This is a genomic window from Catenulispora acidiphila DSM 44928, from assembly GCF_000024025.1.
GTDB classification, from domain to species: Bacteria; Actinomycetota; Actinomycetes; order Streptomycetales; family Catenulisporaceae; genus Catenulispora; species Catenulispora acidiphila.
Map to the genome: position 1 here is coordinate 7,053,695 of NC_013131.1, position 25,842 is coordinate 7,079,536.

General features: G+C 70.0%; 25 protein-coding genes. 14 read left to right on the forward strand and 11 right to left on the reverse strand.

Annotated elements, in window-relative coordinates; all coding sequences use genetic code 11:
- Positions 1–47 precede the first annotated feature (47 nt).
- Complete coding sequence (locus CACI_RS30355) at positions 48–788, forward strand: COG4280 domain-containing protein (protein ID WP_015794711.1); 741 nt, start codon at positions 48–50, stop codon at positions 786–788.
- Positions 776–982 (forward strand): hypothetical protein, encoded by a 207-nt coding sequence (locus tag CACI_RS30360; RefSeq protein ID WP_015794712.1) that lies wholly within the window; start codon positions 776–778, stop codon positions 980–982. Before CACI_RS30355 ends, CACI_RS30360 begins: the two co-directional genes overlap by 13 nt.
- 40 nt (positions 983–1,022) lie before the next feature.
- Here CACI_RS30360 and CACI_RS30365 read toward each other — a convergent pair whose 3' ends face one another.
- Positions 1,023–3,464 carry a beta-glucosidase family protein gene (locus CACI_RS30365; RefSeq protein WP_015794713.1) on the reverse strand — a complete coding sequence of 814 codons (2,442 nt, stop codon included), beginning with the start codon at positions 3,462–3,464 and terminating at the stop codon, positions 1,023–1,025.
- A 265-nt stretch (positions 3,465–3,729) separates the two neighbouring features.
- On the opposite strand from CACI_RS30365, the gene CACI_RS30370 reads away from it, so the two are divergent.
- The 3 genes from CACI_RS30370 to CACI_RS30380 all read left to right on the forward strand — a co-directional run bounded on the left by CACI_RS30370 (position 3,730) and on the right by CACI_RS30380 (position 6,717).
- Entirely contained in the window at positions 3,730–4,266 is a 537-nt protein-coding gene (locus tag CACI_RS30370) for a hypothetical protein (protein WP_015794714.1), read from the forward strand.
- A gap of 247 nt (positions 4,267–4,513) precedes the next feature.
- Positions 4,514–6,109, forward strand: a complete 1,596-nt coding sequence (locus CACI_RS30375) for a sigma-70 family RNA polymerase sigma factor (protein ID WP_015794715.1) — start codon at positions 4,514–4,516, stop codon at positions 6,107–6,109.
- A 185-nt stretch (positions 6,110–6,294) separates the two neighbouring features.
- A complete protein-coding gene (locus CACI_RS30380) occupies positions 6,295–6,717 on the forward strand; it encodes a DUF3151 domain-containing protein (RefSeq protein WP_015794716.1) in 423 nt (140 codons plus the stop codon).
- Positions 6,718–7,003: 286 nt separating this feature from the next.
- On the opposite strand, the gene CACI_RS30385 is transcribed toward CACI_RS30380, so the two are convergent.
- The gene (locus CACI_RS30385; RefSeq protein ID WP_015794717.1) at positions 7,004–9,031 is read right to left on the reverse strand and encodes a glycosyl hydrolase family 18 protein; all 2,028 of its coding nucleotides are present in this window, start codon (positions 9,029–9,031) and stop codon (positions 7,004–7,006) included.
- Between the two features lie 335 nt (positions 9,032–9,366).
- Here CACI_RS30385 and CACI_RS30390 point away from each other — a divergent pair, with 335 nt between their 5' ends.
- The 3 genes from CACI_RS30390 to CACI_RS30400 all read left to right on the forward strand — a co-directional run bounded on the left by CACI_RS30390 (position 9,367) and on the right by CACI_RS30400 (position 12,570).
- Complete coding sequence (locus tag CACI_RS30390; protein WP_015794718.1) at positions 9,367–10,734, forward strand: glycoside hydrolase family 18 protein; 1,368 nt, start codon at positions 9,367–9,369, stop codon at positions 10,732–10,734.
- Between the two features lie 113 nt (positions 10,735–10,847).
- Positions 10,848–11,732: an alpha/beta fold hydrolase gene (locus CACI_RS46245; RefSeq protein WP_015794719.1), complete on the forward strand. Its 885-nt coding sequence runs from the start codon at positions 10,848–10,850 to the stop codon at positions 11,730–11,732.
- A 34-nt stretch (positions 11,733–11,766) separates the two neighbouring features.
- Positions 11,767–12,570, forward strand: a complete 804-nt coding sequence (locus tag CACI_RS30400) for a hypothetical protein (RefSeq protein WP_015794720.1) — start codon at positions 11,767–11,769, stop codon at positions 12,568–12,570.
- Positions 12,571–12,648: 78 nt separating this feature from the next.
- On the opposite strand, the gene CACI_RS30405 is transcribed toward CACI_RS30400, so the two are convergent.
- From CACI_RS30405 to CACI_RS30415, 3 genes are all read right to left on the reverse strand, one after another.
- Positions 12,649–13,146 (reverse strand): pyridoxamine 5'-phosphate oxidase family protein, encoded by a 498-nt coding sequence (locus tag CACI_RS30405; RefSeq protein WP_015794721.1) that lies wholly within the window; start codon positions 13,144–13,146, stop codon positions 12,649–12,651.
- A gap of 126 nt (positions 13,147–13,272) precedes the next feature.
- Positions 13,273–14,142 (reverse strand): hypothetical protein, encoded by an 870-nt coding sequence (locus tag CACI_RS51550; RefSeq protein WP_049871758.1) that lies wholly within the window; start codon positions 14,140–14,142, stop codon positions 13,273–13,275.
- The gene (locus tag CACI_RS30415) at positions 14,130–14,669 is read right to left on the reverse strand and encodes an RNA polymerase sigma factor (protein WP_049872113.1); all 540 of its coding nucleotides are present in this window, start codon (positions 14,667–14,669) and stop codon (positions 14,130–14,132) included. Before CACI_RS30415 ends, CACI_RS51550 begins: the two co-directional genes overlap by 13 nt.
- A 321-nt stretch (positions 14,670–14,990) precedes the next feature.
- On the opposite strand from CACI_RS30415, the gene CACI_RS30420 reads away from it, so the two are divergent.
- The 3 genes from CACI_RS30420 to pyrE all read left to right on the forward strand — a co-directional run bounded on the left by CACI_RS30420 (position 14,991) and on the right by pyrE (position 17,252).
- Positions 14,991–15,881 (forward strand): serine protein kinase RIO, encoded by an 891-nt coding sequence (locus CACI_RS30420; protein ID WP_015794724.1) that lies wholly within the window; start codon positions 14,991–14,993, stop codon positions 15,879–15,881.
- A gap of 65 nt (positions 15,882–15,946) precedes the next feature.
- Positions 15,947–16,606 (forward strand): hypothetical protein, encoded by a 660-nt coding sequence (locus CACI_RS30425; protein ID WP_015794725.1) that lies wholly within the window; start codon positions 15,947–15,949, stop codon positions 16,604–16,606.
- 115 nt (positions 16,607–16,721) lie between these two features.
- Complete coding sequence (gene pyrE, locus CACI_RS30430; protein WP_015794726.1) at positions 16,722–17,252, forward strand: orotate phosphoribosyltransferase; 531 nt, start codon at positions 16,722–16,724, stop codon at positions 17,250–17,252.
- 10 nt (positions 17,253–17,262) lie between these two features.
- Here the strand turns inward: pyrE and CACI_RS30435 are convergent, their stop codons facing one another.
- Genes CACI_RS30435 through CACI_RS30445 form a run of 3 tightly spaced genes read right to left on the reverse strand, consistent with a single transcriptional unit; the run spans position 17,263 to position 19,913 of the window.
- Positions 17,263–17,994 carry an FAD:protein FMN transferase gene (locus CACI_RS30435; protein WP_015794727.1) on the reverse strand — a complete coding sequence of 244 codons (732 nt, stop codon included), beginning with the start codon at positions 17,992–17,994 and terminating at the stop codon, positions 17,263–17,265.
- The gene (locus CACI_RS30440; protein ID WP_015794728.1) at positions 17,991–18,548 is read right to left on the reverse strand and encodes an FMN-binding protein; all 558 of its coding nucleotides are present in this window, start codon (positions 18,546–18,548) and stop codon (positions 17,991–17,993) included. The genes CACI_RS30435 and CACI_RS30440 overlap by 4 nt, the downstream gene beginning before the upstream one ends.
- Positions 18,549–18,560: 12 nt before the next feature.
- The gene (locus tag CACI_RS30445; protein ID WP_015794729.1) at positions 18,561–19,913 is read right to left on the reverse strand and encodes a ferredoxin reductase family protein; all 1,353 of its coding nucleotides are present in this window, start codon (positions 19,911–19,913) and stop codon (positions 18,561–18,563) included.
- A 93-nt stretch (positions 19,914–20,006) separates the two neighbouring features.
- On the opposite strand from CACI_RS30445, the gene CACI_RS30450 reads away from it, so the two are divergent.
- Complete coding sequence (locus tag CACI_RS30450; RefSeq protein ID WP_015794730.1) at positions 20,007–20,741, forward strand: response regulator transcription factor; 735 nt, start codon at positions 20,007–20,009, stop codon at positions 20,739–20,741.
- Between the two features lie 13 nt (positions 20,742–20,754).
- Positions 20,755–22,239, forward strand: coding sequence for a sensor histidine kinase (locus CACI_RS30455; protein WP_015794731.1), 1,485 nt, complete (start codon positions 20,755–20,757; stop codon positions 22,237–22,239).
- Positions 22,240–22,466: 227 nt separating this feature from the next.
- Here CACI_RS30455 and CACI_RS30460 read toward each other — a convergent pair whose 3' ends face one another.
- Positions 22,467–23,453, reverse strand: coding sequence for an ABC transporter ATP-binding protein (locus tag CACI_RS30460; RefSeq protein WP_015794732.1), 987 nt, complete (start codon positions 23,451–23,453; stop codon positions 22,467–22,469).
- A gap of 114 nt (positions 23,454–23,567) precedes the next feature.
- Between CACI_RS30460 and CACI_RS30465 the strand changes: the two genes are divergently transcribed.
- On the forward strand, positions 23,568–24,743 hold the full coding sequence (locus tag CACI_RS30465; protein WP_015794733.1) for a citrate synthase/methylcitrate synthase: 1,176 nt from the start codon (positions 23,568–23,570) through the stop codon (positions 24,741–24,743).
- A 101-nt stretch (positions 24,744–24,844) separates the two neighbouring features.
- On the opposite strand, the gene CACI_RS30470 is transcribed toward CACI_RS30465, so the two are convergent.
- Together CACI_RS30470 and CACI_RS30475 are read right to left on the reverse strand one after the other, a co-directional pair.
- Positions 24,845–25,201, reverse strand: a complete 357-nt coding sequence (locus tag CACI_RS30470) for a VOC family protein (protein WP_015794734.1) — start codon at positions 25,199–25,201, stop codon at positions 24,845–24,847.
- A gap of 28 nt (positions 25,202–25,229) precedes the next feature.
- Complete coding sequence (locus CACI_RS30475) at positions 25,230–25,610, reverse strand: hypothetical protein (RefSeq protein ID WP_015794735.1); 381 nt, start codon at positions 25,608–25,610, stop codon at positions 25,230–25,232.
- Positions 25,611–25,842: the final 232 nt, after the last annotated feature.

The window sequence follows — 25,842 nt, forward strand, 5'->3', positions numbered from 1 at the left end:
ACCCGCCTGCTCCCCGGATCCCCTCGCCGGCGGGCTACATTAAGCACGTGGGCACCGCCTTTCTGCTCCTGTCCGTCTTCCTGGCCTGCGCGGTTGAGGCTGTGGAGGCGCTCACGATCGTGCTCGCCGTCGGGCTGACGCGTGGGTGGCGGTCCGCGCTACAGGGGGTTGCAGCGGGGCTGTTGCTGCTCGCCGCTGTGGTGGCGGGGCTTGGGCCGGCGCTGACTGTGCTGCCGCTCAAGGCGTTGCGGTTGGTTGTTGGCGGGTTGCTGCTCACCTTTGGGCTTCAGTGGCTGCGCAAGGCGGTGCTGCGCGCGTCTGGGTACAAGGACCTGCGGGATGAGGCCGCTGCTTATCAGCGTGGGGTTGCTGCGGCGAAGACGGCTGCTGCCTCGAAGCGGTCCGTTGTCGAGGACTGGTACGCCTTCACCCTCAGCTTCAAGGGCGTCGTCCTGGAAGGTCTGGAGGTCGCTTTCATCGCCTTGACGTTCGGTGCGAACCAGCACGACATTCCCCTCGCCGCGGTTGCCGCAGTGGCAGCTGTGCTGACCGTCTGTGCGGCGGGGGTGGCGATCAAGGCACCGTTGGCGCGGGTGCCGGAGAACACGATGAAGTTCGCGGTCGGGGTGATGCTCACCGGGTTCGGGACGTTCTGGGGTGCCGAGGGGGCGGGCGCCGAGTGGCCCGGCGGTGATGCCTCGCTTCCGCTCGTGCTGGCCTACGTTCTGCTCGTCGCGCTGGGTGCGGTGTGGGTCCTGAAGCGGAGGCATGCGGCGTGGGCAAGGTGAAGGCCTTCGGGTTGTTCTGGTACGACTTCGTCTTCGGCGACGATCCGCTGGTCGCCGTGCTCGTCGTCGCCGCGCTGGCCGGGACCGCCGCGCTCAGCACGCACACCACCGCCTCGTGGTGGCTCCTGCCGCTGGTTGTCGCCCTCGCTCTCGCTGCGACGCTGGCCCGTGCCGTCGGGAAGAAAGAGGAGTAAGCAGCGAGGTAGGGACAAGCCGCAAAACCCAGCACCCGCCCTAAGAACCCGCCACCTCCACCCGCGTCCGCAGCCGCGCGTCCCACGCCGACCGCGCCGCGATCAGCTCCCGCACTCCCCCGCGCACGTACCACCGCCCCTGCTCCGCGTCCCAGCGCGCCAGCACGCGTGCCGGGATGGTAATCGGCACGGTCGCGATCTCGTTAGGCGCGGCGAACGTCGAGCCGAAACCGATCAGCCGCTGCGGGCAATCGCCCTCGCCGGCCAGATAGACCTGCACCACCTCGCGCCCGATCCGCCCGCCGGTGTTGCGTACCCGCACCGCCAGCTCGATGTCGCCGGCTGGGGTAGGCGCGGCCGTCATGTCCTCGTACTCCCAGGTGGTGTAGCCCAAGCCGTGGCCGAAGGGGTACGCCGGGACGATCTCAGCCTTCTCATACCCCCGGTACCCGAACATCGCCCCCTCGGCGTAGACGATCTTCCCGTCCACCGGCCGCGTGGACAACACCGGTGCGTCGGCGGCGGTCTTCGGGAACGTCGTGGGCAGCCGCCCGCCGGGCTCGACCGCGCCGGTCACCGCGTCGGCGACGGCGTGCCCACCCTCCTGCCCCGGGAACCACGCCCACAGCACCGCCGGTGTCAGCGCGCGCCAGGGCATCTCCACCGGCGCCCCGGCGTTCACCACCACGATCGTGCGCGGGTTGGCCTGCGCCACCGCCGCGACCAGCTCGTCCTGCCGCCCCGGCAGCCTCAGGTCGGTCCGGTCCGACCCCTCGCTCTCCACCTCATCGGTCGTACCGACCACCACGATCGCCACGTCGGCGGCGTGCGCCGCCGCGACCGCCGCGGCGAACAGCTCCTCCTCGCCGGGTTCCGGCCTCCCGTGGTGCAGTCCGAACATCGCGACCGGCAGGTCCGGATCGACCTGCACGACCGTCTCCAGCCGCACGGTCCCGGGGTCCATCTCGATCTCGACCCGGTGCTCCGGCGGCCTGACCAGCCCCTCGGTCAGGTCGGCGCCCGCAGTCGGGGACAGCGTGATCTTCATCGGCGCGTTGTCGCCGATCACCAGCCGGAACACGCCGATCCCGGACACCGAGAACTGATGGTTGCCCGCCTCGCCGAGGACGACGTCCGCGCGCACCCGGATCCCGGCGGTCCTGACCGGCAGCCCGCCCATGAACACGAACCGCGACGTCTGCCGCACCTCGCTGCCCAGCACGTCGCCCGCCGGATCGATGAAGTCCACGCGCATCCCCGGCTGCCCGGTGTCGGGATCGGTCGCGGTCTCCGGCGTGAGCGGCGGCAGCAGACGCTGCGTGACCACGCCTTCGGCGTACTCGACGGTCACCGTCGGCCCGAACGCCTCGGTCAGCCCTGTCAGAGGGCTGATGACGTAAGCCGGGTTCACATGAGCCGAGCCGCCGCCCTGAGCCGTCAGATGCTTGGCGTTCGGCCCGATGACCGCCACCCGCGAGACCGAATGCGGATTCAGCGGCAGCAACGGCTCGCCGGCGAAGGCCTCGTTGCGCAACACCACCATGGCGCGCGCCGCAATGTCGCGAAGCTGCGCGGCGGCGTCGTCCGGCGTGCTCACCGCGGGCAGCGGATCGGAGCCGTCCAGGGATCCCGTGCGATCGGCCAGCCGCAGGAGTCGCAGCACCTTGTCATCGATCACTGATTCAGCGACCTCGCCCTTGCCCACGGCCGCCACCAGCGCCTCGCCCCACGGTCCCTGCGGACCAGGACCGGGCATCACCACGTCCAACCCGGCGTTCGCCGAAGCCGCCGCCGACCGCGTGGCGAACCAGTCGGACACGACCACGCCGTCGAACCCGTAGCCGTCCTTGAGCACCCCGGCGATCAGCGCCTCGTTGTCGGTCATGGTTACGCCGTCCACGGAGTTGTACGCCGCCATCACCGACCACGCGCCGGCGCGCACCGCGGCCTCGAACGGCGGCAGGTACACCTCGCGCAGCGTCGTCTCATCGATCTCGGCGTCGTAGGTCATGCGCTCGGTCTCGGATTCGTTGCCGATGAAGTGCTTGACGGTCGAGGCGACGCCCGCGCTCTGCACTCCGTCGACGAACGCCGCGGCGACCGTCGCGGTCAGCACCGGGTCCTCCGAATAGCACTCGAAATGCCGTCCACCCAAGGGACTGCGGTGCAAGTTGACGTTCGGCGCCAAGTGCCAGGCGACACTCTTGTCCCGCGCCTGCGCTCCCATCAGCACCCCGGCACGCCGCACCTGTCCGGGGTCCCAGGTAGCGGCCAGCGCCGTCGGGTTCGGGAACAGCAGTGAGGGATCGCGCTCGTCCCAGGTCGTGCCGCGCACGCCTGCGGGCCCGTCCGACAGCGAGATCTTGCGCAGCCCGATCTCCGGGACGGCGCGCAGCGACCAAAAGTCCTCGCCGGTCAGCAGCGCGACCTTCTCCTCGAGCGTGAGGCGTCCGACGAGGCCGGCCAGCGCCTTGGCATCCATCACAGGTTCCCTTCGAACGTTTCAGCGACACCGCGGGCACGCCGAGACCACCGCCGCACACCGGGCATCACCGCCGATCATCCGGCGCGGGCGGGGGGACGCAACCCTTGTCCCTCTTACCCGCGCATCCGGGTGCATCCGGGTGGGCGGGGATCTTCTCCCCCGTTCACCGGATTTTTCGCCGAACCCGCGTAATGAAAGTTCCCAGACCCCGTCTCTTCTCCTGAGGGGTCTTCCACTGGGACCCCGAGTGAGGGAGGCGACGATGGTGACCGAGAACGGCCGGGCCGAGTTGCGGGAGTTCTACACCGACCCCGCCCTACCGCTGACGATCGCGGTGGGACAGGCCTTCGACCTGGTGAGCATGCCGGCGGCCGTCGGGCACGCGGCGCTTGCGGCGCTGCGGGCCCGCAGAGTGCGGCTCGGTCCCGTCGTCGCCGACTCGCGGAAGTCCGTGATGAGGGTGGGATTCCTGGTGGCTCCGGCGCATGCGCCGGACTCCCCGCACTCCACGCGGAGTCTCCGCGCAGAGGTAGGAACATCGCCGGAAACCGTTCTGTACGCACAGAACGGCGCCGGGCACGCCGAGACCGCCGCGCTGCGCGACTGGGTCGGCCGATTAGGCGGGGCCCTCGGCGTCCGCGTCGGGGGCCGGGGCTCCACAGCCACTCTGCCGCCACTGTTGCCGTGGCGCGGGTGGCTGCACTGGCTTGTGCCGCCGGGCACCCCGGCAGTGCTGTGGACGCCGGCCGGCGCGCTGCTGACGGTGCTCTCCGAGCGCACCGGAGCGCGCGCCTTGTGAGATCAGCCCGGACCGGCGGCTCGTCACCGCCGGTCCGGATCGTGTCAACACCCTGTGTTGGGAAAACCACGGTTCATCCGGTCGGGTACATCGCACTCGTATTACCGCACAAGCGACGGTGTGGTGGCCCAAGCTGTCCCCGGCCGCGTACCGGCGCCCTCGGCGGTGTCGCGCGGCGGTCCACGTCCTGTTTCGTGTCCTGTTTCGTGTCCTGATTCGTGTCGACGCCGACGCTAGGAGGCCGTCCGTGCCCGTCCCCGGGGAGCAGCAGCACCCACCGACCGACGCCGAGCTGATCGCCATGGTGCGGGCCGGCGACCGGCGCGCGTACGGGCCGCTGTACGAGCGGCACCGACGCGCGGCGCTGCGCGTGGCGCGCCATCTGGCGCGGGACGAGGCCGCCGCGGACGACCTGGCCGCCGAGGCGTTCACCCGGGTGCTGGCGGCGATCGACCGCGGGAACGGACCGGACGAGGCGTTCCGCGCCTACCTCTACACGACGCTGCGGCGCACGGCCTTCGACTGGGCCGAGTCGGAAAAACGCCTGCGGCTGGTGGAGAACATCGCCGAGCTGGAGGTGACGGCGGCGCCGGTGACCGGCGCGGACCGGGACCCGCTGGACGAGGCCTTCGACCGCCAGATCACCTCCCGCGCCTTCCACTCGCTGCCGGAGCGCTGGCAGATCGTGCTGTGGCATCTGGAGGTCGAGGGCGAGTCGCCGGTGGAGGTGGCGCCGCTGTTGAACCTGTCGCCGTCGGCGGTCTCGGCGCTGGCGTACCGGGCCCGCGAGGGCTTACGCCAGGCGTTCCTCCAGGAGCACTTAGCCGAGACCGTGAACGACCGCTGCCGGCCGTTCGCGCAGCGGCTGGCGGCGTTCGTCCGCGGCAAGCTCGGGACGCGCGACACGGCGAAGGTCGAGCGCCACCTGGATACGTGTGCTGATTGCACAGGGCTCTACCTGGAACTGCTGAAGTTCAACGAGTCCCTGCCGGAGGTCCTCTCGCCTCTAGTATTCGGATCCGCCGCCGCGGCGAAGATCATCGCCGGGGTGGCGGTGGGCGCCGCGGCCGGCGCCGGTCTGATGGCGACGTCGGCGGGCACCACCGCGACGGTCGTCGGCGGCGGCACCGCGGCGGGTGCTGCGGCCGACGGGACGGCGAAGGCCGGCGCACTGCTCGCGCGCTGGCTGATGCAGCTGCGCAAGGCACGGACCCAGGCGATCACGATGGCGGCGGTCGCGGTGGTGGCGTGCGCGATCCTGGCGTGGGGCATGTCGGGCGGGACGGGAGCGCCGCCGCTGGAAACGCCGCCGTCCAGCGCACCGGCGGTCGCGCTGCCCGCGCCGACGCGCGTCGCCAGCACCAAGCCGACACCGAAGCCCGCACCGCCGGCTCCGAAGCCCACGAACCCGCCCGTAGTGAAGCCGACGCCGGTGCGCTACAGCTCGATCGTGAAGCCGCCCGCGCCCCGGCCGCGTCCCACGCCGCCCAAGCCGAAGCCGACACCGGCGCCGACGCCCACACCGGTCCCGAGCCCGACCCAGCCGGCACGGACGCCGACCACGCCGCCCCCTCCGCCGCCGTCGAGCTCACCGACGCCCACACCCCCGGCGCCGACGCACTCCACCGAGGAGCCGACGATCTGCGAACTGGCGTGGCAGGCGATAAAGGATCCGACGCCGGAGAACATCGGGCTGATCCTCGCGGCGCGGTGGGACCCGTTCTGCGTGCCGGTGCCGTGGGTGCCCTGGCTGCAATGGCCGCCGGCGCACGGCACGCATCAGGTCGGACAACACGGCGCGCACACCGAACGAAGCGAGAAGGTGCACTACGCGGATTGGTAGTTCGCCACCGATGCAGCCCGGCGCGGTCGCCGGTCGCTTGTCGACCATCAGTCGGCCGCGCTGTGTCGCGCGCCGCGTGGCTGGCGCGGTCGCCGGTCGCCCATCAGCCGGCCGCGCTGTGTCACGCCCCGCGTGCCGCGTGCCGCGTCGCCCCGCACCACCACCGGCGCGGGTAGCCTCTAGCCATGCACAATGACCTCCTCGGCGCGCCGTCGCCGACCCTGCTTCCCGACGACGCCCCGGTGCGCGACGCCCTGGCCGCGGGTACCGATCCGGCCGAGGTGGCCGCCGCGCATCCGGCGGTTCCGGCCGCGTGGGCCGCCCTGGCCGAGGGCGCGCTGGCCGCCGACGACTCCACCTTCGGGTCCGTCACCGCCTACGCCTTCGCCCGGACCGGCTACCACCGCGGTCTGGACCTGCTGCGCCGCGCCGGCTGGAAGGGACACGGCCCGGTGCCGTGGTCGCACGAGGCCAACCGCGGCTTCCTGCGCGCCCTGAACGCCCTGGGCCTGGCCGCCGAGCGCATCGGCGAGACCGAGGAAGCCGAGCGCTGCGCCACGTTCCTCGGCGACAGCGACCCGGAAGCCTTCAAGGCCCTGCGCGGCTGATCCCCGCCGCACCGCACCACAAGCTCGACCAGCGCCACCAGCGCGACAGGCACTACCCGCGCGCCACGCCGAACCGTTCCACAAGCACCATTCGCCGCACAACAAGCACGACAAGCTCGAAAAGCGCCACCGGCGACACCGGCGCGACAAGCACTACCCGCCCACGCGCCACGCCGCACCGCTCCACAAGCACCACCCGCCGCACAGCGCACCAAGGCCCGGAACCGCAGTGGCACACGGTTCCGGGCCCTCGCATGAGCTGCCTCAGCCCTCGATCAGCGATCGATCAGCTGGTGCACACTCCGCCGTCGGTCCACACTCCCTGCGAGTTGCTGCCGGGGGTGTCGCCCTGCGTCCACCACTTGGCGGTCCACTTGTGCGCCGGCGATCCGTACTGGACCACCGCCCCACCGCTGTAGGCGTTCGTGGAGCTCCACGCCGGCAGACTGCAGCTGCCCGGAGGCGGCGGGGGCGGAGTGCTGGTGCCGCCGCTGCAGGCGCCGTTGTCCGTCCACACCCCCTGCGAGTTGTTGCCGGGGACGTCGCCCTGGGTCCACCACTTCGCGGTCCAGGTGTGGCCGTTGTAGGAGACCACCGCGCCGCCGTTGTAGGCGGTCGAGGCGCTCCACTGCGCGGCACCGCAGACCCCGCCCGGCGCCGAGGACGACGAGGACGAGCTCGGCGAGGTCGGCGTGGTCGACGGCGGCGTGGTCGGCGTCGTCGAGGTGGTCGGCGGCGTGCTCGGCGACGTGGAGGAGGTCGACGGGGGCGGTCCGGTCGGGCAGGACGCCGCCGAGCCGTTCACGTCGTTCACCGCGTCGTTGAACAGCGTCGCCGCGCCGTCCAGGTCGTACATCGAGAACATCATCACGCCGCCGAGGCCGTTGCAGTGCAGGTAGTCGGCCTTGGCCTGGATCGACTGCGGGTCCTCGCCGGACCAGAAGTTGGTCCCGTCGTAGAAGTACGCAGCCTCGGCCACCGGGTCCCAGAAGGTGTCAGCGGGGTTGTTCACGATCCCGGTGAGTTCCTTGTACATCTGGATGCCCGGAACGCTCCCGGAGTCCGCGGCTCCCGCCGCCGGCGCGGAGGCCGGCTGGAACAAGCCGTGGGACGATCCGGCACTCACCCCCGTCCATCCCCGGTAGTAGAACGGGATGCCGACCGTGAGCTTGCTGGCCGGGAACCCGCCTGGGATGCCGTAGGCGGGATCGCCGACGGTGTACGCCTTAACCGCCTCATCGAGGTTGTACTTGGCGTTGCCCGGCGGGATCGGGGACATCGGGTCGTTCGGGTCGCTGTAGATCGGCGACTGGTGATTCGTCGGCCCGGTGGCGTCCCAGCCGCCGTGCATGTCGTACGTCATCGCGTCGCCGAACGTCAGGATGTTGCCGACGTTCTGCGTCTCGATGCCGGCGGCGATCTTCTCCTGCCCGGAGGGCAGGGCGGCCGACAGCGCGTAGGACTTTCCGTCAGCTGACCCCTGAGCGTTCAGCTCGGTCCGGAATTCCTGCAGCAGTGCCGTGTAGTTCGCCTTGTCGGCGGCCGACTCGTGGTTGCCGAGGTGCCCGGCGGTGGATGCCGGATACTCCCAGTCGATGTCGAAGCCGTCGAAGATGCCGGCCGCGGTGCCCGGGCCGCCGTAGCCGCCGGACGCCGGGATGTTGCCCTTGATGAACATGTTGATACAGCTGGAGACGAACTTCTGCCGCGAGGCCGAAGTGGCGGCCACGTCGGAGAAGTACTTGGAGTACGTCCAGCCGCCGAGCGACAGCAGAACCTTGAGATTCGGGTTCTTCTTCTTCAGCTCCTGAAGCTGGTGGAAGTTGCCGGCGATGGGCTGGTTGTAGACGTCCGAGGTCCCGTCGACGCTGATCGAGGAGTCGAAGGACTTCTGGTAGTCGGCGAACTGGTCCTCGGCGCCGTCACCGGCGTTCGGGTCGTTCTCGCCGGCCGGGTCGGGGTCGGTGGCCTTGGTGGTCTCGAAACAGGTGAGGTTGGCCGGGTCGATGTTCTCGAAGTCGTAGATCAGGTAGTTGAGCTTGCTCGCTCCGGTCTGGTCCACGTTCTTGAGGTAGTACGCGTTCTGATAGATGGACCACTGGTCGTAGTAGGCCACCTTCAGACCGCCGGAGGTCGCAGCGGCCCCCGTGGTGTTGGTGTTCTGCGCCGCGGCATGCGGGGCGGTGCCGGCGCCGATGGCGGCGGAGGCACCCGCGACGATGACCGCGGAGGCGAGAACCGCGGTCAATGCCGATCTGTGTTTGTTGCTTACAGAGCTTCGTTTGTTGCTTACAGAGCTTCGTGACGCTCTCATTCGTTACGCACGCTCCTGTGGCGGGAGGGAAACCGTTCGGAAAGAAACTGCACGTGGAGCTGATCGCATGGAGCTGATCGCACCGAGCTGATCCGGTGAGCGGCGCCGCAATAAACGGATCGGGTCGTAGGGAAGAAGTACCGCCGTCCTCCAGGACTGTCAAGGGTGAGGTCTAGACCAAGGTCTAGACCTACTGGCATAGACCATGGTCATCCCGTTGCAGGTCAGCGAATAGCAAAGAAGGCGTTGCGAGGACTTGACCGCGGGGTCGGCGACGAGGAGCATGGCGCTCGCCATCGCTGGTCTAGACATCTTTCGTCCCTTCGAGGAGCATCATGGCCCGCCCCTCCCAGCACCACCGCAACCGTCGCGTCGGGCTCGCCGCGGCCGCAGTCCTGAGCCTGGCGATCGTCCCGGTCGCCGCCGCCTCTCCCGCACTGGCCACACCCGGCAGTGCCGCCGCGTCCGCCGCGGCATCGGCGTCTTCGGCTTCATCCAACGGAAAAGTCTCCGTCGGCTACTTCACCCAGTGGGGGATCTACTCAGGGTTCTACGAGAAGAATCTGATCGCCTCGGGCGCGGTGAAGAAGCTCACCGAGATCGACTACGCGTTCTCCAACATCGCCCCGGACGGCACGTGTGCCAGCGCCGACGCCTGGGCGGACTGGCAGAAGCCGGTGGACGCCGCGAACTCGGTGGACGGCACCGCCGACACCGGCGCGCAGTCCATCGCGGGCAACTTCAACCAGCTCCGCGAGCTGAAGAAGGCCTACCCGAACCTGAAGATCGTGATGGCGATCGGCGGCTGGTCCGAGTCGACCAACTTCTCCGCCGCCGCGGCCACCCCGGCTTCGCGCGCGAAGTTCGCGCAGTCCTGCATCGACATGTACATCAAGGGCAACCTGCCCGGCGTCGCGCCGGGTGCGGCCGCTGGGATCTTCGACGGCATCTCCATCGACTGGGAGTACCCGGACGGGGTCGGCGACAACAACCCGCACGGACCGCAGGACACGCACAACTTCACCCTGCTGCTCCAGGAACTGCGCAACCAGCTCGACACGGCGGGCCGTCCCGACGGCAAGCACTACCTGCTCACCGCCGACATGCCGGCCGGACCGGAGAACGTCTCGCACATCGAGATCGGCGCGGTCTCGCGCATCCTGGACTGGATGAACGTCATGACGTTCGACTTCCACGGGACCTGGGAGACCACCGGCCCGACGAACTTCCAGTCCAACCTGTTCCCCTCGCCGTTCGACCCGGCTCCGCGCGCCACGTCGAGCAACCCGTTCCCGGTGAACGGGGAGATCTCGACACTGCAGGTCGTCATGAACTACCTGCAGCACGGCGCCACCCCGAACAAGATCGCGCTGTCGATCCCGCTCTACGCACACGGCTGGACCGGCGTCGCGCCGGGACCGCGCGGCGACGGGCTCTACCAGCCGGCCACCGGCGTGGCGACGGACGTCGTGTACAACCAGGTCGCGGCGCAGCCCGGGACCGTGCATCACGACCCGATCACCGGCGCCGTGTACAAGTACGACCCGGCCAGCAAGACCTTCTGGACGTACGACGACCCGCAGAGCATCCAGGAGAAGGTCTTGTTCATCAAGGCTCTGGGACTGCGCGGCGACATGGCCTGGTCGATGGACGGCGACACCGCCGACGGCGCGTTGGTGAACGCCTTCGGCCTCGCCAAGTAACCGACGTGACAGACGTCACACCCGCGACTGCGTGATCGACGGGAACGAACAACGCGGGTGGCTCCTCCTCAGCTCGACAGCATCCACCGCAGTCGAACCTGGAGGAGCCACCCGTGTCTGTCTTCCCGATGCCCACGATCGCTAAAGCAACTCCTGAACTCACTCACAGATTTGTGACCGCGCGCGGCGTGCGGTTCCACATCGCCGAATCAGGGCCCGCAGACGGCACGCCTTTGGTGCTCCTGCACGGTTTCCCGCAGCATTGGTACGTCTGGCGGCACGTCCTGCCGCACCTCGCCGCCACGCACCGCGTCCTCGCCCTGGACCTGCGCGGCTGCGGCTGGTCGGAGGCGACCGAGCACGGCTACAGCACCGGCAACCTCGCCGAGGACGTGATCGCGGTCCTGGACGCGCTCGGCATCGACCGCGCGGCGGTCGTCGGCCACGACTGGGGCGGCTGGGTCGGCTTCGTGGCGGCGCTGCGGCATCCGGAGCGCATCAGAGCCCTGGCTTCGGTGAACATGACGCACCTGTGGCCGATCCAGCGGCGGGTGCTGCCAAACCTGTGGCGGATGTGGCACACCGCCTTCATCGAGCACCCGCCGATCGGCCGCCTGGTCCTGCGGCACACGGGCTTCGCCGGCTTCCTGCTGCGGCACTGGTCGGGTGACCCGACGCTGTGGGAGCGCGAAGACCCGCGGATCTACACCGATTTGCTGCGCGACCCGGCGCGGGCGCGCGCCGTGGAGCAGGTGAACGCCGCCTATGTGTGGCGCGAGATCTTCGGCCATCCGCTGGGGCGGTATCGCAAGGCGCGGCTGAGCGTGCCGACGCTGATCATCGGCGGGGAACGCGACGTGGTGATCCCGCCGGCGGTGCTGGAGGGCGGAGAGCGGCACGCGGACGAGCTGGCGGTCGTCGTGCTGCCCGGCGGGCATCTGCTGCCGGAGGAGCAGCCTTCGGCGGTGGCGGAGGAGTTGCTGCGCTTCCTAGGCTGATCTCGTGACGCCATCGAGCCAGCAGGATCCCGCGATGAGGGTGGAATTCGTCGATGCCCAGCCTGTCGACACGGTGCGCGGCGATGCTCGTATCCTCATCCGGCCGTTGAATCACGAGGGCGGGACGATTCTGCGACTGCGCCGCTACCTGCCGCATCTCAGCCTGCTGCGCTACCGCGACCTCGCTCGGGACGGCTCGGCGCTGGGATCCGAGCGTGACGCGCTGATTCTGCCGAATGATGATCCACGCCTCATCGAGTGCGAAGTCACCTTGCCTCCCGAAGCCGAGACCCGCGAGTACCGCCTGGAATGGGAGCTCAACCCCGAGGACCACCCGCAGATCGGCGTCAGCGGCGGGGAGATGCTGCTGTTCCGTGCCTACCTGCTGGACCGCAGCGAGGACGGCGCGGAAGAGATCCGGGAGCAGCAACTCATCCGCATCCAGTGGGTGCCGCCGGAAGACCCGTCCACCGCGTTTCACCGCTGGCGCACGAGCGCGAGGACTCCCGAGCCACTGCGGGAAGCCTTGCAGGCGCTGCTGAAGGCCGAAGTCCAAACCCCTCGCACCTGCGAGTTGTGCCACGCACGCAAGGACCTCGACCTACTCCTGGCGCAGGACAGGGTGTGGGAGTGTTCGACCGCGCCGGAGCTGGAGGAGATCCGGCGCGTGGTCGTGCTGCGCGAACTGACGGGCTTCGAGCGTGCCTTCGCCGGCACGCTCCGGACCAGGCACGAGCACGAGTACCTCAGCGAGCAACTCGCCGCAGCCCGCGAGCGCCGCCAGGCGCGGCTGGCCGCCTACGCACCGCCGGGGACAGAGCACGTTCACGGGGACTAGCCCGAGCGTGCAGGCCGCCGCCGAGCGCCGGGCGCAGGGCGCCGAACGCAGGGCGCCTGAACGCCGCGCCGACGGCCTTCAGACGCCCTGCCGCTCGGCGCGAGCCTGCACCAGCTCCTCGACCGCGCTGGGCAGGGTGGTCTCGAAGTCGATCAGCTTCGCCCAGGTCGGGGTGATGACCACGCGGACCATGCCGTCGTAGAGCGAGCGGATCTCGGCTTCCCATTCCACGCGCTGCTCGGGCGTCATGTCGTAGGTGCCGTTCATCCGCAGGTACTCCTCGGGGATGCCGTCGACCTCGTCCAGCTCGGCCGTGCCGCGCATCAGCAGGATCTTCGGCGGGTGAACCTCGGTGTCGATCGTCAGCGCGACCTGCGGGTTCTGGCGCAGGGCGGGGAGCTTCGGGGCGTTCTTGGTGGTGCACAGGACGACCTGCGAGCCGTTCCAGGTGAAGGCGATCGGGACGCAGCGCGGGGTCCCGTCCTCGGCGACGTAGGCCAGCCGGGTCAGGTCCCGCGCCAGCAGTTCCTGGCTGTACGGGCGGTTCAGGATCTCGGTGATCTGGTGCTGCTCCATGGTTCTGGCTCCTGTGTGTGGGTCTGGTCGCTCTCACCCCTGGGACGGAGCCGATCGGAGGTTCTCGACACGATCGGTCGCATGTGTGGACGCGCACGTGAACGACTACCTACTGCACGGTGGCGTCTATTCGTAGGTCTGCACGCGACTGCGCACCTTGCCCAAAGTGCGCAGCACGGTGCGCTCGCCGAACAGGAGCGGAACGACTCTGCGGATTCCGGCGGTACGGACAGCCCCGCAGCCCGCGAGCAAGGTGGCGCCGCCGCCATCCTGCGCGACCGCCGCAAACCCACCGACCACGAACCGATCCTGCATGACGCACCACCCCTCCCGCAGCTCCACATCGAAGCGCCCGCGATTGCCGAGCAAGCCGGTAGCGACCGCCGAACCATCAGCGGCAAGCTCGAAGCGGCGAATGAAGCCGATCAGCTCAGGCACGCTGCGATCCATGTCCGCGAGATAGCGCCAAACACGCCCGAACGGCGCATCGACCCGGAGCTCGGCATAAGCGCTGGAAGGGAGCGCCGAGGCCAGCACACGCATGCGGCGGACGGGATCGAGGTCGGCGGTCGGCCAGTCGTTCGCGCCGCTTGGGTCGCCAGAGCCGCTGCCACTGCCACCGCCCGGACCGCTGAAGCCACTGCCACCCCTCGGGCCGCCCGCGCCATGGCCGCTGCCGCCGAAGCCGCCGATATCGCTGCCACCACTCAAGCCGCGCGCGCCATGGCCATTGCTGCCGAAGCCGCCGATACTGCTCACGCCGCCATTGCTGCCCGAGCCGCCAATACCGTTGGCGCCGCCGATGTCGCTGCCATCCCCCAGGTCGCCGGAACCGTCGCCACCGCTCGGGCCGCCCGCGCTATGGCCGTTGCCGCCGGAGCCGTCGATGTCATTCGCGTCGCGGTTGCCGTCGGAACCGCCGATGTCATTCGCGCCGCCGGTGCCGTCTGAGCCGCCGATGTTATTCGCCCTGCCAGCGCCGCTCACGATGTCCACTGCTTCCGGAAGGCCGCCTTGGCTCTGCTCAGCCGCGACTTCGCCGTTCCCGCCGACACGTCGAGTACCTCCGCCGCCGATCGTTCGTCCAAGCCTTCCACCTCGCGCAGCATCAGGATGGCACGGTGTTCCGGTGACAGCCGGTTCAGTACGTCGCGGATGTCCACCGCCAGCTCCGGGCTGCCTGGTGCGGGGAGTTCGGCAAGTTCGGCGTGCTGCTGGCGTGTGGTGCGCTGCGCGACGCGGATGGCCTCGCGGACCGCGATGCGCCGGGTCCAGCCGTACAGCGCTTCTGGTTCGCGCAGGGAGCGCAGGTTCTGGAAGATCGCGATCAGTGCTTCTTGTGCGGCGTCGGGTCCGTCGGCGAGGGCGATCGGGGCGCATAGGCGGCCGACGTAGGGGGTCAGTTCGTCCAGGAGGCGGCTCATCGCCAGGGCGTCGCCGCGTTGGGCGGCACGGACCCAGCGGACGGCGGTCGGGGTGGCCTGCGTGTCCGGCGCGTCCGGGGTGTCCGCGCCTGCGCTCACGTCCTTGATCGTACCGGCGGCGGCGAATAATCGGTTGCGGCGTGTCCGCGGGCGTGCGAGGGTCGTGCGCATCGCCCGATCGGACAGATCGTGGACCGAGTTCTCCTGGAAGGGGGTGGGGACAGTGACGATTGCCGTCATTGCCGCGCGCGCGGAATCCCGAGTCATTTCCCTCCTTTTCACATGGAGAACACCACAGTGCCCAAGCACTCGCAGTACCTGAACGACGATTTCGACAGCTCCGACAGCTCCGACAGCGCTGGCTTCGACGCGTTCGACGACTTCGCAGATCTCGAGGACACCTCCGCGCGCCCGGAGCGCATGCGTCGACGCGTCGACGAATCCCTCGCCAATCCGAACCGCAAGGGCCGGCTCACGCTCGAGGAGCGGGGGCGCCTCGCCATCGAGCGCGAGAACCAGGACATGGCGCCGCCGGAGGGCGACCGCTGGTCCAACTGGGTGGACGCCGGGCACGGTCCCGAACCGCTGCCCGAGTGGGTCATCACCGAGCAGGGCGCCTGCGACCACGAACTCGGTGTCCTGAAGACCGGCAAGGAAGCCGATGTCTTCCTGGTGCGCCGCGTCTTCCCCGACACCGGCGCCGAGGTCACCATGGCCGCCAAGCGCTACCGCTCGAACGAGCACCGCAGCTTCCACCGCGACGCCGGCTACCTCGAAGGCCGCCGCCTGCGCCGCACCCGCGACATGCGCGCGATCGAGGGACGTACGTCCTTCGGCATGAACCTGATCGCCCAGCAGTGGGCGATCGCGGAGTTCGGCGCGCTGTCCGAGCTGTGGCTGGCCGGCGTACCCGTCCCGTATCCGGTGCAGCTGTACGGCACCGAGCTGCTGATGGAGTTCGTCGGCGACCCCGACGGCACGGCCGCGCCCCGGCTGGCGCAGCTCCGCCCGGAGCCCGACGAACTGCTCGACCTGTGGGAGCAGCTGGTCTCGGCGCTGCTGGCACTGGCCGAGCGCGGCCAGACGCACGGCGACCTGTCCCCCTACAACATCCTGGTGCACCACGGCCGGCTGGTCCTGATCGACCTGCCGCAGGTGGTGGACGTGGTCATCAACCCGAACGGCCGCGACTTCCTGTCCCGCGACGTCCACAACGTCGCCAAATGGTTCCTCGCGCACGGCCTGCCCGAACGCATCGGCGACCCCGAACACCTCCTGGACCTGCTCGCCGGCGAAGCCCGACTGACCTGAAACCCTGACACCGCAAGGCTGCCAGCCGAGGTCCGCACCACGCGGACCTCGGCTACAGTCGCGTGATGCCCGAGCAGACCTGGAACCCCTTCGAGACGCTGAGCCGCACCCTGTGGATCGGCGGCGCGCAATGGGCCGGCAAGTCGACGGTCGCCCGCATCCTCGCGCACCGGCACGGCCTCACCGCCTACCACTACGACTACCACGACGCCCGCGGCCACCAGGACCGCCGGATCGCCCGCCGCGTGGCACTCGGCGAGCCGCCAGAGAATCCGACCCCTGATACGGTCTGGGTCGGCACGACACCCGAAGCCATGGCCGCGGCAACATTGGACGGCTTCCCAGTCCGCTTCGAGTGGGCCCTGGACGACCTGCGCGGCCTGTACTCGCCGCGCCCGATCATCGCCGAAGGCTGGGGTCTGCGTCCGGAGTTGGTGGCGCCGCTGCTGGACACACCTCGCCGGATGATCGTCTTGGTCCCGACAGAGAACTTCCGGCAGCACCAACTCAGTACCCTGCCACGCGCCGCCGCGATGGGTCAGAGCACGAGCGACCCGGCACGCGCTCAAGCCAACCGCATCGCGCGCGACCGCCTGGTCGCCGAGGACGCGGTACGCAAAGCCGAGGAACACGGCATCCGCGTGATCGAGGTCGACGGCTCGCGCGACGCGGCCGCGATCGCCGACGAGGTCGGGGAGCACTTCGGCGAAGCGCTGCTCGGGTGACGGGTGACGGGTGACGGGTGACGGGTGACGGGTGACGGGTGAGAAAGACGCGCAATCTGTGGACCGCCCCGGCAACGGACCGCCCTAGTAAATCGGCCTGCGATACTGGCTGCCTGTGACCCACTCCGACCTCGCAGCCCGCATCCACGCCGCCGCGCACCTGACCGGCACGTTCACCCTTCGCTCGGGCCGCAGTGCCAGCGAGTACTTCGACAAGTACCGCTTCGAGGCCGATCCGGTCCTGCTCGACGAGGTGGCCGCGCGCATGGTTCCGCTCGTGCCGTCCGACACCGAAGTGCTCGCCGGGTTGGAGATGGGCGGTATCCCGGTCGTCACCGCCCTGGGGCGGCACACCGGCTTGCCCTGTGCCTTCGTGCGCAAGACCGCCAAGGCCTATGGCACGCGCCGTCTTGCCGAGGGGGCGGAGATCGCGGGACGTCGAGTCCTGATCATCGAGGACGTGGTCACCAGTGGCGGGCAGATCGTGCTGTCCGCCGAGGAGTTGCGCACGCTCGGCGCCGACGTGCATGAGGCGCTGTGCGTCATTGATCGGGAGCAGGGCGGCGGCGAAGCCTTGGCCGCACAAGGGATTCAGCTCTCGTCTCTACTAACTGCCGACGATCTGCGCTCGGCGGCGGCACGCTAGTACCGCTACCTCACCCGGCCAGATACCGCGCGAACCCTGCCGTCTCCACTGTCGTCCCGTCCGGCAGTACCGCGTACGCCTCGAACCCGGCGCGCTCCTCGGCCCATTCCATGCCTCGTTCCGGTCCCATGGCGAAGACCGCGGTCGCGTAGGCGTCGGTGTGCGCGATGCGGGCGCCGATCAGCGTCACCGAGGCGAAGCCGGTCGCGGGTTCGGCGGTGGCGGGGTCGATGATGTGGGCGCCGCGTTCGGCGGTGCCGGAGGTGGCGACGGCGAAGTCGCGGCCGGTGACCAGGGCGGCGTAGCGGTCGGGGTGCAGGGGGTCGGTGACGCCGATGGTCCAGGGGCGTCCGAGTTCGGCCTCGCCTCGGGCTTGGACGTCGCCGCCGCCGACGATGAGGTGGTTGCGGGAGCCGGCGGCGGTCAGGAGGCGGTCCGCCTCCTCGATCGCCCAGCCCTTCACCCAGCCGCTGGGGTCCAGGCGGCCGGCCGGGTAGGCGGTGAACGCCCCGGCGGTGTCGGCCTCGACCTCGGCGCAGCGCCGGAGGACCTCGGCGATCTCCGGGTCGCGTTCCACGGCCTCACCGCGGGCCATGCGGCTGACCGGGCTGTCGTCGCGATAGGTGGAGAACTTGGCGTCGATCGCGTGCAGCCGGGCCACCGCCGCCGGGATCCCGTCGCCGACGTCGGCGACGATCGAGAAGACCGTGCCCATCGCCGGCTCGACGTGGCGGACGGTCACGCTCCCGCCTTGTCGATCGCGCTCTGCAGCGACTGCTGGTAGCCCTCGCTGGTGTACGTCGCGCCCGACACGCCGTCGATCTGCGCGCTCTGCGCGGTCATCGCCTGCTGGTTCAGCTGCGGGATCGCGTAGGTGTTGATCTCCTGGTCGCGGCCGGTCTCGGTGGGGTACTGGAGCACCTGGATCTGGGTGATCTTCTTGCCGTTGAACGTGACGGCGACCTGGACCGGTCCGAAGCGGGTGTCGGCGGCGTCGCCGGTGACGGTCTTGGACGTACCGGACGCCGCCGGAGCCGACGAACTCGGTGAACTCGGTGAACTCGACGGAGATCCAGGCTGCGAAGATCCGGACGACCCCGAAGATCCCCCCGAACTCGGCTGGCTGCTCGGTTGGCTACTCGGTTGGCTGCCTCCCCCCTGCACATCCGACTGAGTGATCGTGAACTTGCTGTCCGTCCCCTTGTCCGCAAGCGGCGTGTCGCTGTGCGGCTTCAGACCGAGCAGCAGGACGACCCCGGAAACGGTCGCGGTGCCGGTGACGATCGCGCGTCGCATGGGCCAGCCTCTCTAGAACTCGAACGACTCGTGGTGGATACGGGACGCGGGCACCCCGGCATCGCGCAGCGCCACGATGACCGCCTGCTGCATCGCCTCGGGACCGCACAGATACACGTCGTGCGCCTTCAGATCCGGCACCAGGTTCAGCAACCCGCGCGGCGTGAACGTCTTGCCGTGCCGCCGCCGGCTGCCGACCAAGTACACCAGCCGCGCACCGCGTTCGCGGGCGATATCCTCCAGTTCATGCCGGAAGAGGATCTCCCGGTCACTCCCTGCCCGGTACAGCAGCGTCAGCCGCCCCGGCAGCGTCTCGAACAAAGCCCGCACCGGCGTGATGCCGACTCCGGCAGCGATCAGCAGTACCTGCGGCGAGCGCGCCTTGTCCTCCGTGAAGGCGCCATAGGGACCTTCGGCGCGGACTTTCGTGCCCGGACGCAGGCTGGACACCGCCGCGCTGTGGTCGCCGAGGCTCTTTATCGTGAACCGCAGATAGTTCGGGTGCGGCGCGGCGGACAGTGAATACGGATTCGCCACCCAGCGCAGATCCCGAGTCTGGAACTGCAAACGGAAGAACTGCCCGGGGCGCACCTTCAGCTCATCGAGCCGCTCGCCCTTCAGAATCACCGAGTAGACGCCCGGACCCTCCGGCACGACCGTGTGCACCCGCAACTTGTGCCGCCGGTCGTGCAGATACGGCATCCACAGCCGGTACCAGCCCAGCGTCACCGCCGCCAGCACGTAGTACGCGCTCCACAGCGTCTGCTCCGGCTGCACCGACAGGTCGGCGCCGTTGATGATCTGGTGGCTGAACGCCAGCGCGATCGCCAGGTAGGTAGCCAGGTGCAGGTAATACCAAGTCTCGTAACGCATCTTGCGCCGTGCCGCGCGCGCCGAGACGATCCCGGTGCCGAACAGCAGCAGGGTCCCCAGCGACCCCTTGATCATCGCCGGGTAGTGGAAGACGATCTGCACCCCTTCGGCGAACGGGTTCTTGCCGTCGGTGAGGGCGTATCCCCAGATGATGGTGACGACGTGCGCGCTGACCAGGAAGACCATGTACCGCCCGCCCAGCGCGTGCCAGCGCGCCAGCCGGTCGCTGCCCACGCGGCGCTCCAGCACCGGGATCCGGGCCATGAGCAGCAGCAGGACCGGCGCGAGGTAGCCGGCGAGCAGTCCGGTGATCCGTCCGGCGCCGTCCAGCCAGCCGGCGCCGCCCACGACGCTGGCGGTGGCGTGCCACCAGGCGGTCAGCACCGCGGCGGCGCCGGCCGCCATCAGCGCCAGCGCCAGTCGCGGGACGGTCTCCGGCGACGTTTTCACGCCGGTCGGCGCGGTGTCCCCAGGTAGTACGGTCGTGCTCATGCGACCGAGGTAAACAGCACTACCTTTGAGTTTCCTCAGAACCGCTCCGGTTCCCGGGGAATCCTTAGCCAATCTTCACGCTGGATGTGGACGATGACCGCCATGCCTGCGAATATCGCGAACCCGACGGAACCCTGGCGCTTCCTGGTCGTCGACGACGAGCCGGACCTGGTGGAGGTCGTCTGCGGCGCGCTGCGGCACGAGGGCTGGGACGCTGTGGGCGCGCACGACGGCCGCGAGGCGGTCTCGGCCGCGGCGACGTACCAGCCGGACGCCGTGGTGCTGGACATGATGCTGCCCGACATGGACGGCATGGAGGTCATGCGGCGCATCCACACCTCCCGCCCCGAGGTGCGGGTACTGTTCTTGACCGCGCGCGACGCCGTGGAGGACCGGATCGCCGGGATCGCCGCCGGCGGCGACGACTACGTGGCCAAGCCGTTCAGCCTGGACGAGGTGGTGGTCCGGCTGCGCAGCCTGGTGCGGCGCACCGCGCGCGGGCGCACCGGCCGGGTCGCGAGCCCGGACTGCCTGGTGGTCGGCGACCTGGTGCTGGACGAGGCGGCCCGGGAGGTGACCCGCGGCGGTGAGCCGATCGACCTGAGCCCGAAGGAGTTCTCGCTGCTGTGGTTCCTGATGCGGCACCCGCGCCAGGTGCTGAGCAAGTCCCAGATCCTGGCCGAGGTGTGGTCCTACGACTACGGCGGGCAGGCGCACGTCGTGGAGCTCTACATCAGCTACCTGCGCAAGAAGATCGACGCCGGCCGCCCGGCGATGATCCACACGGTGCGCGGCGCCGGCTACGTCATCAAGGCCGCCGCTCCATGACCCTCGTCGAACAATGAGCCGGCTCCGGCCGCGGACACTGCGAGGGCAGCTCACGCTCGGGCTGGTGGTACTGCTGGCGGTGATCTTCGCCGGCGTCGGGATCGGCACCACGGCCCTGCTGCGCGGCTTCCTCGTGACACGGCTGGACCAGCAGTTGACGGCCGCCGGGCCGCGCTACGCGCAGAGCCTGGAGCACGGCCTGGAACAGAACAACATGGACGCCGACACCCGCGGCCAGACGCTGGGCACCTTCGGCGCGCGCGCCGCCGGCGGCGTGATCACCCAGGTCGGCGTGATCAACGGCACCAGCCTGACCGGCGACGACACCGGACAGGTCCGCCTGTCCCCCGCCGACACCCGCGCCGTACTGTCCCTGCCGCTGGACGGCTCGCCGCACACCGTGCGCCTGTCCGCCCTCGGGGAGTACCGCCTGCGCTCGGTCCCCGGCCTCGACAGCGACGTGCTGGTCACGGGCCTGCCGATGTCCCAGGTCTCCGAGACGGTACGGGAGCTGGCGACAGCCGAGATCGCCCTGTTCGCCGGCGCCGTGGTGGTCGCCGCACTCGGCGGCGCGGCCTGGGTCCGGCTGGCGCTGCGTCCGCTGGACCGGGTCGCCACGACCGCGGAGCGAGTCAGCACCCTGTCGCTGGCCAGCGGCGAGGTGGCGCTGGAGGTCCGGGTCCCCGACGCCGACCGCGGCGACGAGGTGGGCAGAGTCGGCGCCTCACTGAACCGGATGTTGGGCCACGTCGAGAACGCACTGGCACGCCGCCAATCCGTCGAGCGCCGCCTGCGCGACTTCGCCGCCGACGCCGGCCACGAGCTGCGCACCCCGCTGGCCGCCGTCCGCGGCCACGCCGAACTGGTTTTGCGACGCGGCGGCGAACTGCCCGACGACGCCCGGCACGCCCTGACCCGCATCGAGGCCGAGTCCCGGCGCATGGGCACGATCGTCGATGACCTGCTGCTGCTCGCGCGCCTGGACGCGGGACGACCGCTGGCGTCGGAGGAGGTCGACCTGACGCTGCTGGTGCTGAACGCCGTGGACGACGCGCGCGCCGCCGACCATGACGAGTCAGACATCGGCGAGTCGGCGACGAGGCACGAATGGCGCCTCGACCTGCCGACCGACCCGGTGACAGTACCCGGCGACCCACACCGGCTGGCACAGGCGGTGGCGAACTTCGTGACCAACGCACGAGTCCACACGCCGGCCGGGACGCTCATCACGGTCGGAATCAGCGTGGACGCCGACAAAGTCCGCCTAGCGGTCCAGGACAGCGGACCGGGCCTGGCGCCGGACCTCGCCGAGCGAGCCTTCGACCGCTTCACACGCGGAGACCCGGCACGATCGCGGGGCTCCGGAAGCACCGGCCTGGGACTGGCGATCACCCGCGCGGTCGCCGAGGCGCACGGCGGAGGCGTCACGGTGCGCTCCAAGCCGGGGCGCACAGTTTTCGAGCTAGTACTACCGCGCACGCCGCCGAGCGAGAAATAGCCGCTGCGCTCAGCCTCAGTGCCGATCGTCAGCCAGGATCAGCCGCCGCAGCACACGCCACCCGCGAGCCCGCTCGAGCCACGCCGCCGCCGACCGCCAGCCAGGATCAGCCGGCGCACCCGCCACCCGCCACCGCCACCCGCGAGCCCGCGCTCGAGCCACGCCGCCGCCGACCGCCAGCCAGGATCAGCCGCCGAAGCACATCACCGGCAAGTCCGCGCTCAGCCTCACGCGGCGCTGGGTGCGTCCTGATACTCAGCCCGACCGCGCCCCGGATCGGCGTAGTGCCGCAAGAACAACTCCTCCAGCGTCGGCGGCCGGGTCGTCAGGGACCTGATCCCCTCCGTCCCGAGCATCACCATCAGCGCCGACAGCTGCTCGGTGTCGACGGTGCACTCCAGCCGCACTCCCCCGCCGCCTTCGCCCTTGCCTTCACCCTCGCCGGACTCCAGCTCGGTCACCCGCACCTCATGCAGCCCCGCGAATCCGTCGAACGCACCCGGGATCCGCCCCAGCTCCGCGCTGACCAGCGTCCGGGTCAGATGCCGCAGCTCGGTCAGCGTGCCGGACTCCGCGACGCGGCCGCGGCGCACGATGCTGACGCGGTCGCAGACCTCTTCGACCTCGGACAGGATGTGGCTGGACAGCAGGACGGTGCGTCCGCGTGCCTTCTCCTCGGCCAGGCAGGTGCGGAACTCGGCTTCCATCAGGGGGTCCAGGCCGCTGGTCGGCTCGTCGAGGACCAGCAGTTCCGTCTCGGAGGCGAAGGCCGCGACCAGCATCACCTTCTGGCGGTTGCCTTTGCTGTAGGCGCGGCCCTTCTTGCCCGGGTCCAGGTCGAAGCGCTCCAACAGGTCCGCCATGCGCTTGGCGTCGGTGGTGCGGCCGCGCAGTTTGGCGAGCATCGCCAGTACTTGGCCTCCGGACAGATCCGGCCACAAAGCAACATCCCCGGGGACGTAGGCCAAGCGGCGGTGCAGGGCGACCGCGTCCTTCCAGGCATCGCGGCCGAAAAGGCGTACTTCGCCGGAGTCCGGGCGCAGGAGGCTCAGCAGGATTCTGAGGGTGGTGGACTTGCCGGCGCCGTTGGGTCCGAGCAGGCCGTGGACCTCGCCGGGTGCCACGGCCAGGTCCAAGCCGTCGAGGGCGCGGGTCGCGGCGGTCCGGCGCCCGAACGTCTTCACCAGCCCGGTGAGGGAGATCACATCCGTCACAGGGCCAGCGTACACCCCATGATCATCACATATCACCAACCGCGCCGATTGACGCACAACGCGCGGATCACCAAGATCGGGGGTGACGACACAATCACACAAGGAGGCACGACGATGCTCGAATCCGAGCAGCCTCGCCCCACGCGGAGCGTCACCACCGTGGAAGTTCCGCGCGGTCTGGCCGGCGTCATCGTCACCGACACGAAAGTCGGCGACGTGCGCGGTGAGGAAGGCTTCTACCACTACCGCCAGTACAACGCGGTGGAGTTGGCGGAGAAGCGGACCCTGGAGGACGTCTGGGTCCTGATGATCGACGGCTACCTGCCGGACGCCGAGCAGCGGGCGGCCTTCATCGCCGAGACCACCCCGCTGCGGCACGTCCCGGACAAGGTCAAGGCCCTGCTGCCGGCCATCGCCGAGGCGGTGCACGGCGAGCCGATGAACGGCCTGCGGGCGGCGCTGCCGCTGCTGGCCGGGCAGCGCGGAATGCGGCCGCTCTATGACATCGACGAGCAGACCCGGCGGGCCGACGCGCTGTTCGTCAGCGCTCTGGCGCCGACGATCCTGACGGCGGTCCACCGGCTCGGCAAGGGCCTGGAGATGGTGGAGCCGCGCGACGACCTGTCGTACGCGGCGAACTACCTCTACATGCTCACCGGCTCCGAGCCCACGGCCGAACAGGCCCGCGCGATCGAGCAGTACCTGATCTCGACCGTGGACCACGGCTTCAACAACTCCACGTTCACCGCCCGCGTCATCGCCTCCACCGGCGCCGACCTGGCCGCGGCCGTGACCGGCGCGCTGGGCTCGCTGTCCGGCCCGCTGCACGGCGGCGCGCCGTCGCGGGCACTGGACACCCTGGACGAGATCGGCACCCCGGACAAGGCCGAGGACTGGGTCCGCGAACAGGTCGAGGCCGGCTCGCGGATCATGGGATTCGGCCATCCGGTCTACCGCACGGACGACCCGCGCTCGATCATGCTGCGCGGCGTCGCCCAGCGGCTCGGCGGCGACCTGGTGGACTTCGCCGTGGCCGTCGAGGAGCACGTGCTCAAGGCGCTCGCCGAGCTCAAGCCCGGCCGCCAGCTCTACACCAACGTCGAGTTCTACGCCGGCGTGGTGATGGAGCTCTCCGGCGTCCCGCGCGACATGTTCACCCCGACGTTCGCCACCTCCCGCGTCATCGGCTGGTGCGCGAACATCCTGGAGCAGGCGCAGGACTCGAAGATCATCCGCCCGGCGGCGCACTACTCCGGCGTGTCGGCGCCGCAGCCGCTGCCGGAAGACTGAAACCGACAGCGAGCGCCGCGAGGCACGTCAACAGCAGTAGCCAGTAAGCACCGGTCATAGTCAGGGTTCGGAATCCCCAGGGATCCGGGCCCTGATCGCGTTCAGGCGGACTCCTGCCACAGCTCGATCCGGTTGCCCTCCGGATCGGTCACCCAGCCGAACCGGCCGATGCCGTCCATCTCCTGCACGTCCGCCTCGACCGCCGCGCCCTTCTCGCGCAGCTGCCGCAGCATCGCGTCGAGGTCGCGGACCCGGAAGTTCAGCATCGTCTGCTGCGCGCGGGAGCCGAAGTAGCCGGTATCGGCCGCGAACGGCGCGAACACCGACGGTCCCGCCTCCTGCTGCCACTGGCCGTGCTCGTCGGTGTCCAGCCCGAGGGCGTCGCGGTACCAGGCGGCCAGGGCGGTCGGGTCGGCGGCGCGCAGGAAGTACCCGCCGATGCCAAGCACTCGTTCCATGGCGCCATCCTGCCAGCCCGCGCCCGCGCTACCCCCGGCTTCGCCGCTTGCGCCGCCCGACGTTCACCGCCACGTTGATCACCATGATCGCGATCCACGCCATCGGCACGACCGCCGGCGTGGAGTGCGGACCGCCGCTGGTGACGGTCACCGCGGTGCCGGCGGCCAGCGAGCCGAGCGCGGTCCAGCGGGCGGTCACCGCGTCGGCGAGGTCTGACTCGTCGCGGCGCCTGGGGACCTCCGACGCCGCGCCGGCGCCGCCGGTGCGCGCCAGCACCTCCGAGTCGATGCGGCGCTGCATCCGGTCCGCCAGCGACGCCGCGATCTCCTGCTCGTAATCCGGGCCCAGCTCCTTGCGGGCCGCCAAAGCCGCCGCGATCTCCTGCGGCGTCAGCTCGTCGACAGTCATAGCGCGACGATATGTCGCGAGCAGCTCAAGGTAATCAGCCTGGCGAGTGACCTCCTGGAGGATGACGGCGTCCTCATTCAGGAGGACTCGGCCTCATCAGGGCCCTATGACGATCCGGTACGACCGGAATTCCCTCGACCTCGTTATAGGAAATCCTGCGCGCTACTGGCCCGCCAGGGGGCACCCCGCGAGTAAAGTCACGGGGAGAGCTCGGTTCACACTGCGAGGAGTC